14 protein-coding genes are annotated in these 15,998 nt (G+C 70.5%); 13 read left to right on the top strand and 1 reads right to left on the bottom strand.

Features of this window, described 5'->3' with window-relative positions:
* Positions 1 to 252: 252 nt before the first annotated feature.
* The 5 genes from B2J89_RS11325 (at position 253) to B2J89_RS11345 (ending at position 6,879) form a co-directional block, all read left to right on the top strand.
* Positions 253 to 1,401, top strand: a complete 1,149-nt coding sequence (locus B2J89_RS11325) for a flagellar basal body P-ring protein FlgI (RefSeq protein WP_169169188.1) — start codon at positions 253 to 255, stop codon at positions 1,399 to 1,401.
* 37 nt (positions 1,402 to 1,438) lie between these two features.
* The gene (gene flgJ, locus B2J89_RS11330) at positions 1,439 to 2,323 is read left to right on the top strand and encodes a flagellar assembly peptidoglycan hydrolase FlgJ (RefSeq protein ID WP_169169189.1); all 885 of its coding nucleotides are present in this window, start codon (positions 1,439 to 1,441) and stop codon (positions 2,321 to 2,323) included.
* An 18-nt stretch (positions 2,324 to 2,341) separates the two neighbouring features.
* Positions 2,342 to 4,348, top strand: coding sequence for a flagellar hook-associated protein FlgK (flgK, locus tag B2J89_RS11335; protein ID WP_169169190.1), 2,007 nt, complete (start codon positions 2,342 to 2,344; stop codon positions 4,346 to 4,348).
* Between the two features lie 62 nt (positions 4,349 to 4,410).
* Entirely contained in the window at positions 4,411 to 5,655 is a 1,245-nt protein-coding gene (gene flgL, locus B2J89_RS11340) for a flagellar hook-associated protein FlgL (protein ID WP_169169191.1), read from the top strand.
* A gap of 21 nt (positions 5,656 to 5,676) precedes the next feature.
* Positions 5,677 to 6,879: an HDOD domain-containing protein gene (locus B2J89_RS11345; RefSeq protein ID WP_169169192.1), complete on the top strand. Its 1,203-nt coding sequence runs from the start codon at positions 5,677 to 5,679 to the stop codon at positions 6,877 to 6,879.
* Positions 6,880 to 6,918: 39 nt separating this feature from the next.
* Here B2J89_RS11345 and B2J89_RS11350 read toward each other — a convergent pair whose 3' ends face one another.
* Positions 6,919 to 8,382, bottom strand: coding sequence for a PLP-dependent aminotransferase family protein (locus B2J89_RS11350; protein WP_169169193.1), 1,464 nt, complete (start codon positions 8,380 to 8,382; stop codon positions 6,919 to 6,921).
* 157 nt (positions 8,383 to 8,539) lie between these two features.
* Here B2J89_RS11350 and B2J89_RS11355 point away from each other — a divergent pair, with 157 nt between their 5' ends.
* From B2J89_RS11355 to B2J89_RS11390, 8 genes are all read left to right on the top strand, one after another.
* Positions 8,540 to 9,139: a LysE family translocator gene (locus B2J89_RS11355; protein ID WP_169169194.1), complete on the top strand. Its 600-nt coding sequence runs from the start codon at positions 8,540 to 8,542 to the stop codon at positions 9,137 to 9,139.
* 37 nt (positions 9,140 to 9,176) lie between these two features.
* Entirely contained in the window at positions 9,177 to 10,109 is a 933-nt protein-coding gene (locus B2J89_RS11360; RefSeq protein ID WP_169169195.1) for a DMT family transporter, read from the top strand.
* Positions 10,110 to 10,183: 74 nt separating this feature from the next.
* Complete coding sequence (locus B2J89_RS11365; RefSeq protein WP_169169196.1) at positions 10,184 to 11,371, top strand: PLP-dependent aminotransferase family protein; 1,188 nt, start codon at positions 10,184 to 10,186, stop codon at positions 11,369 to 11,371.
* Between the two features lie 2 nt (positions 11,372 to 11,373).
* Positions 11,374 to 12,006, top strand: coding sequence for a glutathione S-transferase (locus tag B2J89_RS11370; protein WP_169169218.1), 633 nt, complete (start codon positions 11,374 to 11,376; stop codon positions 12,004 to 12,006).
* Positions 12,007 to 12,026: 20 nt separating this feature from the next.
* Complete coding sequence (locus tag B2J89_RS11375) at positions 12,027 to 12,905, top strand: PhzF family phenazine biosynthesis protein (RefSeq protein ID WP_169169197.1); 879 nt, start codon at positions 12,027 to 12,029, stop codon at positions 12,903 to 12,905.
* A gap of 17 nt (positions 12,906 to 12,922) precedes the next feature.
* Positions 12,923 to 13,594: a VOC family protein gene (locus tag B2J89_RS11380; RefSeq protein ID WP_371809062.1), complete on the top strand. Its 672-nt coding sequence runs from the start codon at positions 12,923 to 12,925 to the stop codon at positions 13,592 to 13,594.
* Between the two features lie 52 nt (positions 13,595 to 13,646).
* On the top strand, positions 13,647 to 14,615 hold the full coding sequence (locus B2J89_RS11385) for a threonine dehydratase (protein ID WP_169169199.1): 969 nt from the start codon (positions 13,647 to 13,649) through the stop codon (positions 14,613 to 14,615).
* 269 nt (positions 14,616 to 14,884) lie between these two features.
* Positions 14,885 to 15,973, top strand: coding sequence for a cyclase family protein (locus tag B2J89_RS11390; protein ID WP_169169200.1), 1,089 nt, complete (start codon positions 14,885 to 14,887; stop codon positions 15,971 to 15,973).
* Positions 15,974 to 15,998 lie beyond the last annotated feature (25 nt).

A 15,998-nucleotide genomic window follows, 5' to 3' on the forward strand; every position in this document is an offset into this window, starting at 1 on the left:
GACTTTCTTTCGGCGAAGCGAAAGAAAGTTACTGCGCCGCCGGGCGCACATCCCGGCCAGCAGTCCCAAGCAAAAGCGCCATGGCGAATTCCCAAGAGCGGTATTAAAAAAGATAGCTGCTAGCGCACGCCCACAAAGCGCCAGAGTCACTTTTCATCTGTATCCATCCCAGCACCAGCGCCCCCAATAGACCGGTGATTGCGCCGCTTTTCCGTGCATCCCAAAGCGGCCTTGCCCACCACAATCAAGCGCATGAAAGCTGTCCTGCGCCCTCCCCTGTCATGGCACGCGGCCCGGCGGTGGGTGCCTCTGGCCGCCCTGCTTGCTGCCCTGTGCACCGCCCTGCCCGCGCAGGCCCTGCGCATCAAGGAAGTGGCCGCCGTGCAAGGGGTGCGCAGCAACCAGCTGACCGGCTACGGCCTGGTGGTGGGCTTGGACGGCACGGGCGACCAGACCACGCAGATGCCCTTCACCACACAGGCGATGTCCAACTACCTGCAGCAGATGGGCATCAGTCTGCCGCCCGAGATGGCTTCGCGGCTGCAGCTCAAGAACGTCGCGACCGTGATCGTCACCGCGCAGCTGCCGGCCTTTGCCCAGCCGGGCCAGACCATCGACGTGAACGTATCGTCGATGGGCAATTCCAAATCGCTCAAGGGCGGCACGCTGATCGCCACCCCGCTGCGCGGCGCCGACGGCGAGATCTATGCGCTGGCGCAGGGCAACCTGGTGGTCGGCGGCGCCGGAGCCTCGGCCGGCGGCAGCAAGGTGCAGATCAACCACCTGAGCGCCGGGCGCATTCCGCAGGGCGCGCAGGTCGAGCGCGCAGTGCCCACGCCGCTGCACGACGGCGACTCGATCACGCTGGGCCTCAACGCCTCCGATTTCCAGACCGCGCGCCGCGTGGCGCAGGCCATCAATGCGCGGCTGGGCGCGGGCCAGGCCATGGCGCTCGACGGGCGCACCGTGCAGGTGCAGGCCCCCATGCACCCGGGCGCGCGCGTCAACTTCATTGCCGACCTCGAAGAACTGCAGATCGAGACCGCCGCGCCCTCGGCCAAGGTCGTGATCAATGCGCGCACCGGCTCGGTGGTGCTGAACCAGGCGGTGACGCTCGGGCCCTGCGCGATCGCGCACGGCAACCTGTCGATCACCATCAGCTCGACCCCGGTCATCAGCCAGCCGGGCGCGTTCTCGCAGGGGCAGACCGTAGTGGCGCAAAAGAGCGACATCCAGATCCGCCAGGAGCCCGGCAACATCCTGCAGATTCCCGCGTCGCCGCAGCTGGCCGACGTGGTGCGCGCGCTCAACACGCTCGGCGCCACGCCGCAGGACCTGCTGGCCATCCTGCAGGCCATCAAGGCCGCCGGCGCGCTGAACGCCGAGCTGGAGGTCATCTGATGCCTGCCCATCCCTTCCCCGCACGGAGTGTTTCCCCATGGCGATGACCCTGCCCGGCGCGAGCGCCAGCGCCCCGAACGCGCTGGCCGCGGACGTGCGCTCGCTCAACCAGCTCAAGTTCGAAGCCGGCCAGAACAGCGCCCAGGCCACGCGCGAAGCCGCCAAGCAGTTCGAGTCGCTGTTCATGCGCGAGATGATCAAGAGCATGCGCGAGGCCACCATGAAGTCGGGCCTGCTCGAGAATGCGCAGGGCGACCTGGGCACCGACCTGCTCGACCAGCAGCTGTCGGTGCAGATGGCGGGCCAGCCGGGCAGCCTGTCCGAGGCCATTGCGCGCCAGCTCTCGCGCCAGATGGGCGGCGCCGACGCGGCCCTGGCGGTGCCGTCGACGCTGAGCCTGTCGGCCGCGCGCCAGGCGCGCAGCAGCGCCGCCACGGGCCCCGCGCCCAAGGGCCGCGACGACTTCGTGCAGCACCACAGCGCGGCGGCCGAGCGCGTGGCGCAAGAGAGCGGCATTCCCGCGAGCTTCATGCTGGGCCAGGCCGGCCACGAAACCGGCTGGGGCAAGAGCGAGATCAAGCACCGCGACGGCAGCAACGCATTCAACCTGTTCGGCATCAAGGCCGGCGCGGGCTGGAGCGGCAAGGTCGCTGAAATCACCACCACCGAATACATCAATGGCGCGCCGCGCAAGGTGACGGCCAGGTTCCGCGCCTACGACTCGTACGAAGCGTCGTTCCGCGACTACGCCCGCCTCATCAACGAGAGCCCGCGCTACGAGAAGGCGCGCGCCCAGACCGGATCGGCCGTGGCCTACGCCGCCGCGCTGCAAAAGGCCGGCTATGCGACCGACCCCGAATACGCCCGCAAACTCAGCGGCGCCATCAACAGTGCCCTGCGCGTGCAGCGCGCACAGGCCTGACGCCAGAGACACAAAAACATGAGCCTATTGAACGTCGGCGCCCGCGCGCTGCTCGCCAACCAGGTGGCCCTGCAGACCACCGGCCACAACATCGCCAATGTGAACACGCCCGGCTATTCGCGCCAGAACGTGGTGCTGCAGACCGTGCAGGGCCAGTTCACCGGGGGCGGCTACATCGGCAAGGGCGTGGACGTGCAGTCCATCCTGCGCAACCACAGCGAGCTGCTCACGCGCCAGGCCACGGCAGCGGCGGCGGTGGACGCCGGCGACAGCGTGCGCGCCGACCGCCTGCGCCAGCTGCAGGACGTGTTTGGCGGCGGCCCGGCCGGGCTGGGTGCGGCCATCAACGACATGATGAATGCGTTCTCGGACGTGGTCGGCTCGCCGACCGACCTGACGGCGCGCAACGTCGTGCTCACGCGCATCGACGAAACCGCCAAGCGCATGCGCGGCGCCTCCGAGCGGCTCGACGAGATCGCCTACACCGTGGCCGAGCAGCTCAAGGGCAGCGTCAACAGCATCAATACGCTGGCCAAGAACATCGCCGGCATGAACGAGCAGATTGCCCGCGCCAAGGGCAACGGACAGCCCGCCAACGACCTGCTGGACCAGCGCGACCAGCTGATCCGCGACCTGAACCAGCACATCCAGACCAGCCAGGTCGCGGCCGACGACGGCAGCATCAGCCTGTTTGTCGGCGGCAGCCAGCCGCTGGTGCTGGGCAGCAAGGCGGCGTCGCTGTCGGTCGGCGACCCGGTGGAGTTCGGCGCGGGCGGAGGGCAAAAGCGCCTGTACTTCACACAGCCGGGGTCGTCCACGGCGGTGGAGCTCAACGAGGGCATGCTCGGCGGCGGCGAGGTGTCGGGGCTGCTGCGCTTTCAGAACCACGACCTGGCCGAGGGGCGCAACCTGCTCGGCCGCATGGCGGTGGGCATCAGCGAAACGCTGAACGCGCAGAACCGGCTGGGGCTGACGCTCGATGGCAAACCGGGCGGCAACCTTTTCGCGCCGATCCCATTGGCCAACGCGGTAGCGGGCAAGGGGAACACCTCGGGCGCCACCATGGGCCTGCAAGTGGCCGATGCGACCAAGCTGCAGGCGTCGAGCTACACCATTGCCTTAACAGGGCCGAATGCCGGTTCGGTCACGCGCCAGTCCGATGGCAAGACGATGGCCTTTGCGGACATCAACGAGCTCAACGCGGTGATGCTCGGCGAAGGGCTTCGGTTGACCGACGGCGCCCAGCCACCCGCAGCCTTTGCGGGCGCTACCCCTCCCGATACCTTCTTGCTCAACCCGCTGCAAGGCGCCGCTGCCCAGATGCAGGCGCTGCAGTTCTCACCCCAGCAGTTGGCGGCGTCCAACCCCATCAATGCCAAGATGGGAGCCACCAACGACGGCACATTGCAGCTGGCGGGCTTGAAGGCGACAGGCCAGCCGACGGCACTGGCGCTGCCGCCCGCCAGTGGCGTGGAGCTGACCTTTACTGCCGGCACGCCAGCAACCTTCACCCTGACAGGAAACCAGGGCGCGCCCATGGACATGTCGACCACGCCGCCTACGGCGCTGGTCGGCCCGCCCTTTGCGTTCACCCCTGGCAAGCCCATCACCATCGACGGCTGGGAAATCACCTTGAATGGCGCGCCCAAGGGCGGCGACACCGTCACCGTGGGCAATGCCACCGACGCCCAGTACGGCGACTGGTACACCCGCGACGCCGGCAACGCCAGCGCGCTGATGGCCTTGCGCGACGCCAAGATATTCGACGGCGCCACGCTCTCGGACGGCTTTGCCGGCGCCATGGCGCAGATCGGCACGCGCACGCAGAGCGCGCAGTTTGCGGCCACGCTGTCGTCGTCGATTGCCGCCAACCTCGAGCGCGACCGCACTGCGGTCTCGGGCGTGAACCTTGACGAGGAAGCCGCCCGGCTCATCCAGTACCAGCAGGCCTACCAAGCCTCGGCCAAGATGCTGCAGATCGCGCAGAACATCTTTGACAACCTGCTCCAGGGCCTGGGCCGCTGACGGCCACCCCGCCCCACAGCACGCCCCACCACACCACAGCACACACGCCTGGAGCTTTCGCCATGAGCAGCCCGTCCTTCACCCGCATCGGCACCGCCACCCAGTACGACAGCGCTATACGCAACATCAGCGCGCGCCAGACGTCGCTGTCGAACCTGCAAGAAAACCTGACCTCGGGCAAGCGCGTGGTGCGCGCCAGCGACGACCCGGTCGCCGCGGCGCAGGCCGAGCGCGCCATGACACGCATCGCGCGCATCCAGACCGAGCAGCGCGCGCTCGACGTGCAGCGCAATGCCGTGGCGCAGGCCGAGTCGTCGCTGGGCGATGCCATCGGCCTGGTCCAGCAAATGCGCGAGCTGGTGGTCAGCGCCGGCAATGGCGGCCACAGTGCCAGCGACCGCAAAACCATTGCGACCCAGCTCCAGAGCCTGCGCGACCAGCTGCTGGAGGTGTCCAACCGCAAGGACACCAATGGCGTGCCGCTGCTGGCGGCGCTGGGCAGCGATGCCACGCCGTTCTTGAATGCGCAGATGGGCTTCCACGGCCTGCCGGGGCAGGGAGCGGGCTCCGCGGTGTCGATTCCGAACACGCTCGACGGCGATGCGGCCTTCATGTTCCAGCCGCAGCGCGACGGCGCCTACAACGCCCGCCTGAGCCTGGCCACTCCCGCTGGCCGCGCCCTCGGCACCGACAGCGTGCGCACCACCGATCCGGCACAGCTCACTGGCGACAAGTACACCCTGAGCTTCACCGCCGTGGCGCCCACCGTGCCCGCCGACGGCACCACCACCGCCACCTATACCATCACCAACGACACAACAGGCGCCCTTCCCACGACGGTGACGGCGGTCTTCCCCTCCGATAAGCCGGCCGACATCACCGTGACCGGCGTGCCCGGCCTGAGCTTCAGCATCAAAGGCACCCCCGCCAGCGGCGACAGCATCACCCTGGAACCCAGCACCAGCATCTTCAACGTGATCGACGATGCCATCCGCGACATCGGGGGCGCCGGCGACAGCAATGCCGCCGCCCAGGCCGTGGGTCAGGCACTCGCCAACATGGACCGGGGCATGGAACGCCTGCAGTCGGTGCGCGGCTACGCGGGCGAGCTGCTCAACCGCGCCGACCGCATCACCGGCGACCAGGACAAGCGCGCCATCCAGCTCGAAGCCGACCGCTCGCGCGCCGAGGACCTCGATATGATCCAGGGCATTTCCGACTTCCAGAACCAGCAGGTCGGCTACCAGGCAGCGCTGCAGTCCTACGCCATGGTGCAAAAGCTCTCGCTGTTCAACTTCATTTCCTGACGCCAGGGCCTTTTTTCGCTCATGCAATCCGTTCTCAGCCAGCTGGTTCTGGGCTACCGCCCTCTGTGGGGCCCCACGCGCACGCTGGCGGGCGTGGAGCTGTCCGTGCACGCGGCCGACGCGGCGCTGGCGGTCGATGCGCCGCACCTGCTGCGCACGCTGCACGAGCTGTGGGCCGCGCATTCGCCGCCGCTGCTGCTGGCGCCACAAACGCGCCAACTGCTGTGCGACCTGCTCGCGCATGCTCCGCCCGGCTCGCCGGCGGTGGCCGTGCCGGGGGCCTGGCTCGGCGACTCGGCGATCTGCCAGCAGGTGCAGGCGGCCCACGCGCGCGGCCTGCAGTTGGTGTGGCGCGGCGACGCCGGGCAGCCGCCCGAGCCCGCGCTGGCGCGCTGCTTTGACACACGCCTGCTGGGCCTCTCGCCCGAGACCGCCGTGCGGGCGCTGCAGGCAGGCGCCGCGGCGGGCACGCTGCTGGCCGGGCAAATGGTCGAAGGCCTTGCCAGCCGCGCGCTGGTGGCGCTGTGCCTGGACCGTGGCCAGGCCCAGGCCGTGCTGGGCTGGCCGCAGGAAGACGTGCTGCACAGCCTGCGCCACCAGCCGCTGCAACCGGCCCGCGCCACCGTGCAAAAGCTCATGAAGGCGATCGACGCCGAGCAGTCGCTCGAAGTGTTCGAAGACATCCTGGGCGAAGACCCGCTGCTGGCCTACCGCTTCATGGTCTACACCAACTCGGCCGCCCTGGGCCTGCGCACCGGCATCGACTCGCTGCGCCGGGGCCTGGTCATGATGGGCTACGGATCGCTCTCGCGCTGGCTGTCCGACCAGCTGCCGCACGCCAGCGCCGAGCCCGACCTGCAGCCGGTGCGCGCGGCCATGGTCGTGCGGGCCCGGCTCACCGAGCGCCTGATCGACGCGGGCCTGGAGACCGCGCTGCGCCGCGAGGTCTATCTGTGCGCCCTGTTCTCGCAGCTCGGCGAACTGCTGCGCGAGCCGCTGGGCAGCGTGCTGCGGCGTGTGCCGCTGTCCGAGCGCATCTACGACGCGGCGGTGCTGCAGACCGGCCCCTACGCGCCCAGCCTGGCCATGGCCCGCGCGCTCGAAGGCGGCGACGCGGGCGTGGTGCGCCAGCTGGGCAAGGCGCACGGCCTGGCGCTCGAAGACGTCAACCGCGCCCTGCTGCGCACGCTCGCCAGCCTCGAAGCGGCGCCGCCCGCCCCCTGACACGCCGGGCGGCGGCGCAGCCCGCAGTGCCCCCACGAGCTAACGGTTCTGCGCCACCACGCGCTGGAACACACGCCAGAACGCCGCGTCCTGCGTGGTCGTGAAGTTGATGCGCATCAGCGTGCAGGGCTGGCGGCTGGCATGGAACAGCGCGCCGGGCGCGAGCAAATAGCCCTCGTCGAGCATGCGCTGGGCCAGCATGTCGGTGTCCACGCCCGTGTCCACCCAGCCGAACATGCCCGCCGGCTCGGCGGCGAAGCGGCAGCCGGACTCCAGCGCCAGCTGCACGCTGCGCGCGCGCGCCTGGGCCAGGCGCAGGCGCATGCGCTCGGCGTGGCGGCGCAGCTGGCCCTGGTCGATGCACAGGGCCAGCGCCTTCTCGAGCAGCGACGGCGTGGTCAACGTCGACAGCAGCTTGGTGTCGAGCAGGCGTTCGACCAGCGCCGGCGGCGCGGCCAGGTAGCCCACGCGCCAGTTGGGCGCCAGGATCTTGGAAAAGCCGCTGACATAAATGGTGCGGCGCAGGCCGTCGAGCACCGACAGGCGCGTGGCATGGTCGGGCGCGAGGTGGCTGTAGGTATCGTCTTCGGCGATGTAGAAGCCGTGCTGCTCGGCCAGCCGCAGCACCTGGTGCGCGCTGCCCGGCGTGAGGCAGTGGCCGGTGGGGTTGTGCAGCACGCTGACGCTGACGAACAGCTTGGGCGCGTGCACCTCGCAGTAGCGCGCCATCACCGCCAGGTCCGGCCCCTCGGCGCGGCGCGGCACGGGCAGCACGCGCATGCCCAGGGCCGCCAGGCGCGCGAACTCGACCGACCAGCCCGGCTCTTCGACCATCACCGGGTCGCCCGCCTTGAGCAGGGTGCGGCTGACGATGTCGAGCGCGTGCGTGGCGCCCACCGTGGTCATGATCTGCGCGGGCCGCGCGGGCAGGTTCAGCTCGGCCAGGCGGCGCGCCAGCACATGGCGCAGGTCGGGGTCGCCCAGCGGCTCGCCGTAGCTCAGCGAGCCGTCGTGCAGTGCGCGGCTGGCGGCGACCTTGCGCACCGCCGCCGGCATGAAGCGCGCCTCTTCCAGCCACAGCGGCGGAAACACGCCGGCGCCGGGCTGGGGCTTGCCCGAGTCGGGCTGGAACATGCCGCGGATCAGCGCCGCCGCGTCGATGGGAGCGCCCAGCGTGCGCGCGCCCACGGGGGCGGGCGCGGCCAGGCCTTCGACTGCTGCGCTTTCGATAGCTATCAACGCTTGTCCAGCAAGGGCTGAAGGCGCTTTTTGCGTCAAATCGCGCACATAGAAGCCGCGCTGGCGGCGCGCCTCGACCAGGCCCTGCGCCAGCAGCTGGTCGTAGGCAGCGACCACCGTATAGGGGCTCACGCCCTGCTGGCGCGCGCATTCGCGCACCGACGGCAGGCGCGCGCCCGCGGGCAGCAGGCGCGCACGGATGCGCTCGGCAAAGCGCTCGGCCAGTTGCTCGGTCAGGGTGCGGTGGGCGGTACGGGTCAGCATGGCGGGCACAACGTGGGCGTCTGTGGGGAGGAGGTGGCGGGACTGTGCCGATGCGCACACCAACACAGTTCATGCCATTGTCAGAAAAACTGTATTGGCACTGTAGCGGAATCAATCCTACAGTGGTTGGGCATTTCTTCCTTTGCACTGCCCCCCAATGCCCTTTGTCGAATTCACCGCCTTGCTGGCGCTGGCCACCGCCATGAGCTTCACGCCCGGCCCCAACACCACGCTGTCGACCGCCATGGCGGCCAACCGCGGCCTGCGTCCGGCGATGCGCTTTGTCTGCGCCGTGCCGGTGGGCTGGACGGCGCTGCTGCTGCTGTGCGCTGGCGGCATCGGCGCGGTGGTGGTGGCGGTGCCTGCGCTGCGCTGGGGCATCAAGGCGGTGGGCATCGGCTACCTGCTATGGCTGGCCTGGAAGCTCAGCCGCAGCGGCAGCCTGAGCGAGGCCGACGCCACGCGCCTGAACGTGGGCTTCTGGCAGGGCGCGGCGCTGCAGTTCGTCAACATCAAGGCCTGGCTGCTGGCGCTGACCATCGTCGCGGGCTGGGTGGCCGGGCGCGAAGACAGCCTGCAGCGCCTGGCCGTGGTGCTGCCCGTGATGCTGGTGTTCGCATTCACCAGCAACCTGGCCTATGCCACCACGGGCGCGCTGCTGCGCCAGTGGCTGGCTCAGGGCGCGCGCCTGCTGTGGTTCAACCGCGCGATGGCGCTGGTGCTGGCACTCACAGCCGCCTGGATGGCCAGCGCCTGAGCGCGCCGCCGCTTCCCCCCACCACGCGAAGGCACCCATGGGCACCCCGCTTTCCGTCCGCGCTCCGGCGCCGCAGTCCGCCGAGGCGCGCGGCCTGGCCCTGGGCCTGCTGGGCGTGGCGATTTTTGCGCTCACGCTGCCGATGACGCGGCTGGCCGTGGGCACGCCCGAGGCGCCGCTGATGTCGGGCGTGTTCGTGGCCATGGCACGTGCCGTGGTGGCGGGCGCGCTGTCGGCCGTGCTGCTGTGGGTGCTGCGCGCGCCGTGGCCGCAGCGGCGCGACTGGGGGCCGCTCGCGCTCACGGCGCTCGGCGTGGTGTTCGGTTTTCCGCTGCTGACCTCGGTCGCGATGCGCTACGTCGGCGCGGTGCACGCCAGCGTGATCGTTGGCGTGCTGCCGCTGGCCACGGCCGCCGTGGGCGCGCTGCTGCACCGCCAGCGCCCGTCGCCCGCGTTCTGGGCCTGCGCGCTGCTGGGCACGGCGCTGGTGGTGGCGTTCGCGGTGCTGCGCTCGGGCGCGTCGGGCATTGCGCTGCACCCGGCCGACCTGCTGCTGCTCGCCGCCATGCTGTGCGCCGCGGTCGGCTATGCCTATGGCGCGCGGCTGTCGCAGCACCTGCGCGCCGAGGCGGTGATCTGCTGGGCGCTGGTGTTTTCGCTGCCGCTCACACTGCCGCTGGCAGCGCTGTCGTGGCCCGCGGCCCCGGTGCCGGCGAGCGCGTGGACGGCGCTGACCTACGTCTCGGTGTTTTCGATGTGGCTGGGCTTTTTTGCCTGGTACCGCGGCCTGGCGCTGGGCGGCACGGTGCGCGTGAGCCAGGTGCAGCTGGTGCAGCCGTTCCTGGGCATGCTGGCGGCCGTGCCGCTGCTGGGCGAGCGGCTCGACGCGGTGAGCGTGGGCTTTGGCCTGGCGGTGATGGCCACCGTGCTGGTGGGCCGGCGCATGCCGGTGCACCCTGGCAAGCCCTAGAGCACCGCACAATGGCCGACTTTGAAATTTTCCGCGCCGGACGTTCCGGCGCCCCACCCTGGAGTGCAATTGGCATGACGAACTGGACCCTGGCGGCGCGTGCCGCCAAGATGAACCCTTCCGCGATCCGCGAGATCCTCAAACTGACCGACAAGCCCGGCATCATCAGCCTGGCCGGCGGCCTGCCCGCGCCGCAAACCTTTCCCATCGACGCCTTCACGCAGGCCTGCAACACCGTCATGGCGCGCGACGGCGCCGCCGCGCTGCAGTACGCCACGAGCGAAGGCTATGCCCCCCTGCGCCAGGCCGTGGCCGACATGCTGCCGTGGGCCGTGGACCCCGAGCAGGTGCTGATCACCACCGGCTCGCAGCAGGCGCTGGACCTGATCGGCAAGGTCTTCCTCGACAAGGACAGCCGCATGCTGGTCGAAACGCCCACCTACCTGGGCGCGCTGCAGGCCTTTGCACCGCAGGAGCCGATCGCCGTGGGCGTGGCCAGCGACGACGACGGCATCCTCGTCGACGACTTTGCCGCCAAGGCCGGCACCGGTGCCGAAAAGGCGCGCCTGGCCTATGTGCTGCCCAACTTCCAGAACCCCACGGGCCGCACCATGACCGAGGCGCGCCGCGCTGCGCTGGTGGCCAAGGCCGCAGAGCTGGGCATTCCGCTGATCGAGGACAACCCCTACGGCGAGCTGTGGTTTGGCGAAGCCCCGCCCGCGCCCCTGACCGCGCGCAACCCCGACGGCTGCATCTACATGGGCTCGTTCTCCAAGGTGCTGGCACCAGGATTGCGCATCGGCTTCATCGTCGCGCCCAAGGCCGTCTACCCCAAGCTGCTGCAGGCCAAGCAGGCCGCCGACCTGCACACGCCGGGCTTCAACCAGCGCGTGGTGGCCGAGGTGATCAAGAATGGCTTCCTCGAGCGCCACGTGCCCACCATCCGCGCGCTCTACAAGCAGCAGCGCGACACCATGCTCGCCGCGCTAGAGCGCGAGATGGCGGGCCTGGATGTGCGCTGGACGCGCCCGGCCGGCGGCATGTTCCTGTGGGTGCGCCTGCCGCAGGGCGTGAACGCCCAGGAGCTGCTGCCCGCCGCCGTGGAACGCAACGTGGCCTTTGTGCCCGGCGCGCCGTTTTACGCCACCGAAGCCGACACGCGCACGCTGCGCCTGTCGTATGTCACCGTGTCCAGCGACGAGATCGACACCGCCATCGCCGCGCTGGCCGCTGCCATCCGCGCCCACCAAGGCGCTGCATGAGCCTGCTGCGGCTGTGGGGACGCCTGTCCTCGATCAACGTGCGCAAGGTCGTCTGGACCGCGCAGGAGCTGGGCCTGGCGCTGCAGCGCACCGACGCGGGCGGGCAGTTTGGCATCGTGCGCGAGCCGCACTACCTCGGCCTCAACCCCAACGGCCTGGTGCCGCTGATCGAGGATGAGAGCGACGGGGGCCCGGTGGTGCTGTGGGAATCGAACACCATCGTGCGCTACCTCTGCGCGCGGCATTCGCTGGGCCGGCTCTACCCCGAAGCCCTGCCCGCGCGCTTTGCCGCCGAGCAGTGGATGGACTGGCAGCAAACGGCCCTGAACCCGGCCGGCCGCCAGGCGTTCATGCAGTGGATCCGCACGCCGGCCGCCGAGCGCGATGCGGCGCTCATCGCGCAATCGGTGGCCGCCACCGAGCCGCTCATGGCCCTGCTCGACGCCCACCTGGCGCGCCAGCCCTACGTGGCGGGCGAGCACTTCACCATGGCCGACATTCCTTTGGGCTGCGAGGTGCACCGCTGGTTCGGCCTGCCCCAGGAGCGTCCCGCCTGGCCGCACCTGGAGCGCTGGTTCCAGAGCCTGCAGACACGTTCGGGCGCGTGCGGCGTGCTCGACCAGCCCCTGTCCTGACTTCACTCCCAAGGCCCGCCATGCACCACCGTCCCTTCAAGCAGGTTGACGTCTTCACCGCCCACGCCTACCGGGGCAACCCGCTGGCCGTGGTGCTCGACGGCACTGGCCTCAGTACCGAGGCCATGCAGCAGTTCACGGACTGGACCAACCTGTCGGAAGCCACCTTTCTGCTGCCGCCCACCGAGGCGGGCCGTGCGGCCGGCGCCGACTACCGCGTGCGCATCTTCTGCCCGGGCCGCGAGCTGCCGTTTGCCGGCCACCCGACGCTGGGCAGCTGCCACGCCTGGCTGGAGGCCGGCGGCCAACCGCGCACAGCGGGCCAGGTGGTGCAGGAATGCGGCGTGGGCCTGGTGCGGCTGCGCCGCGATGGCGCTCGGCTGGCCTTTGCGGCGCCGCCGCTGCGCCAAAGCGGGCCGCTGCCCGAAGCGGACGTGCAGCTCATCGCGCGCGGCCTGGGCGTGGCGCGCAGCGACATCGTGGCGCACGCCTGGTGCGACAACGGCCCGAACTGGCGCGGCGTGCTGCTGCGCTCGGCCGAGCAGGTGCTGGCGCTGCGGCCCGACGGCGCCGTGCTGGCCGGGCTCGAGGTGGGTGTGGTGGCGCCGCGCGGCCAGGCCGGCGTGGGGCGCGCGCAGGGCGACGCCGAAGGCATCGCGTTCGAAGTGCGCGCTTTCTTCCCCGGCCACGACGGCCTGATCGAAGACCCGGTCACCGGCAGCCTCAACGCCGCGCTGGCGCAATGGCTGATCGGTGCCGGCCTGGCGCCCCCGCGCTACGTCGCCAGCCAGGGCACGGCGCTGGGCCGCGCCGGGCGCGTGCATGTCGAGCAACAAGGCGCCGAGATCTGGATCGGTGGCGACTCGGTCACCTGCGTGGCGGGCCAGGTGCTGCTGTGACAGCGCCGGCGCCCCGCGTGGACCACCTGGTGGTGCTGGCCGCCGATCTGGCCTCGGGGGTGGCCTGGTGCGAGCGCACGCTCGGCGCCACGCCCGCGGTAGGCGGCGAGCACCCGCTCATGGGCACGCACAACCGGCTGCTCAACGTGTCCAGCGCCCCACACCCGCGCGCCTACCTTGAAATCATTGCTATCGATCGGGGAGCTGCTAGCGTAATACCAGCAAGCAATAGACGCTGGTTTGACATGGACGACGCCACCCTGCAGGCGCAGATCGCGCAGCAGGGGCCGCGCCTGGTGCACTGGGTTGCCGCCGTGCCCGATGTGGCCGCCGGCCGCGCGGCGCTGGCCGCGCAGGGCCTGGACCGGGGTCCCGTGCTTGCGGCCAGCCGCCCGACACCGGGCGGGCTGCTGCAGTGGCAGATCACGGTGCGCCCCGATGGCCAGCGCCTGCTGGACGGCTGCCTGCCCACGCTGATCCAGTGGGGTGAGCGCCACCCCTGCGACAGCCTGCCCGCCAGCGGCGTGCAACTGCAGGCGCTGCAGCTGCAGCACCCGCAGGCGCCGGTGCTGGCACAGGCCTGCGCCGCCCTCGGCCTGGGCGCGCTGAGCGCCACCACGGCCGCGCAGCCGTGCCTCCGTGCGGCGCTGTCCACGCCGCGCGGCTTCGTGACCTTGGACTCCCGTTAGCTGCCACGTTCTCTGTCCCGGTGAAATGGACGAACCACCAGAAAGCTGCCGCATGAACGCCACCCTCCCCACCCTGGCCGACATCGAGGCCGCCGCCCAGGTCGTCTACCGCGACTTCGCCGCCACGCCGCAGTACCGCTGGGCCCTGCTCGGCGAGCGCCTGGGCACCGAGTGCTGGCTCAAGCACGAGAACCACACGCCCGTGGGCGCGTTCAAGATCCGCGGCGGCCTGACCTATTTCGACCAGCTCGCCCGGCGTGGCGCGCTGCCGCGCGAAGTGGTCAGCGCCACGCGCGGCAACCACGGCCAGAGCATGGGCTGGGCGGCGCGCCGCCACGGCGTGGCCTGCACCATCGTCGTGCCGCGCGGCAATTCGACCGAGAAGAACAATGCCATGCGCGCACTGGGCGTCACGCTCATCGAGCAGGGCGACGACTTTCAGGAAGCGCGCGAACACGCCATGCAGCTGGCCGCCCAGCGCGGCGCCCACATGGTGCCGAGCTACCACCCCGACCTGGTCTGCGGCGTGGCCACCTACTGGTGGGAATTTCTGCGCGCCGTGCCGCAGATGGCCGTGGCCTATGTGCCCATCGGCCAGGGTTCGGGCGCCTGCGCGGCCATCGCCGCCCAGCGCGCGCTGGGCCACGGCGTGCGCATCGTCGGTGTGGTCAGCCGCCATGCCACCACCTACGCCGACTCGATTGCCGCGGGCCGCGTCGTGGAAGCCCCGGTCAGCACCGTGCTGGCCGACGGCATGGCCTGCCGCGTGGCCGACCCCGAGGCGCTCGACATCCTGATCCCGCACCTGGACCACGTCGTGCAGGTCAGCGACGGCGAAGTGGCCGCTGCCATGCGCGCGATCTACACCGACACGCACAACGTGGCCGAAGGCGCGGGCGCCGCAGCCCTGGCCGCCGCGCTGCAGGAAAAGGCGCAGCTGCAGGGCCAGTGCGTGGGCCTGGCGCTCACGGGCGGCAATGTGGACGCACCGGTGTTTGCAGGCACGCTGTCCCTGCGCTGAGCCGCCATGCCGGCGGCATGGCGCCGCAGTGTCCGCCGATGCTTGCGGTTTTGCCTGGCGAAATCCGTCCGCACCACGGCGCCGCGCCGCAAAGCGCCGCACCATGGCTTTAAACGGCGCCGTCCCCCTCATGCGGTCGCCCGGCGAGCGGGTTTACCCTGGCTCCGATTTCATTCCTTGAAATTTTTTCCAAAGGAATTGACGCGGTGCGCCCTGGCCCAACACCATAGCTTCCACATCCGCGCTCACCAGCGGTGGGAGACAACAGCATGCGATGGAGACAACGCCCACCCGGCTCGAACTGGGGCGACTTCGGGCCCGATGACCAACTCGGGCGCGCCAACCTGATCGGCCCCGAGCAGGTGCGCAAAGGTGCGCAGGAGGTGCGCGAGGGGCGCAGCATCTGCCTCTCGCTGCCGCTGGACTACCCGGGCGGCAACGCGCTCAACGCAAGGCGCCATCCGCCGCGCCTGTCGCCCACGCACAATGGCGACCGGCCCTACCTCAACTTCCCGCTGGGCCACGTGTACGCGGGTGCCACCGACGTCATCAGCGACGACCAGGTGCTGCTCTCGCTGCAGTACTCCACCCAATGGGATTCGCTGGCGCACGTGGGCTCGCTGTTCGACCCCGAAGGCGACGGCACGCTGCGCACCACCTACTACAACGGCTACCGCGGCCACGAACATGTGCTGGGCCCCGTCGACCATGGCCTGCCTGAGCGCGACGCGCAGGGCGCGCCCGGCCCCTACCGCCCCGTGTGCTGCGCGGGCCGCCCCGCCGACGCGAGCGTGGCGCGCGCCCTCGGCGTGGAAAACCTGGCCAAGAAAGGCATGCAGGGCCGTGGCGTGCTGGTGGACCTGGCCCGGGTCTACGGCACCGACTTCCAAGACATCGGCTACGAACAACTGATGCACGCCATGGAGCAGTGCGGCGCCACGGTGGAGCCGGGCGACATGCTGCTGCTGCGCACCGGCTTTGCCGGCATGGTGCTGTCGATGCAAGGGCAGCCCGACGCCGAGCGGCTGCACCACAGCTGCGCCGCACTGGACGGCAGCGACCAGCGCATGCTGCAATGGATCACCGACAGCGGCATCGCGGCCCTGGTCGCCGACAACTATGCCGTGGAGCGCCACCCGCCCACACGCACTCCCCCGGACGGCACGCCCTACCCCCTGCTGCCGCTGCACGAGCACTGCCTGTTCAAGCTCGGGCTGCCGCTGGGCGAGCTGTGGTACCTCGAGGAACTCGCCGACGCGCTGCACACGCTGGGCCGCACGCGCTTTCTGCTCACGGCGCCGCCGCTGCGCCTGCCCGGCGCCGTGGGCTCGCCCGTCACGCCCATCGCCACGATCTGATTCCCGCCAGCCCCACACGACCCAA

Source organism: Acidovorax sp. SRB_24 (assembly GCF_012931925.1).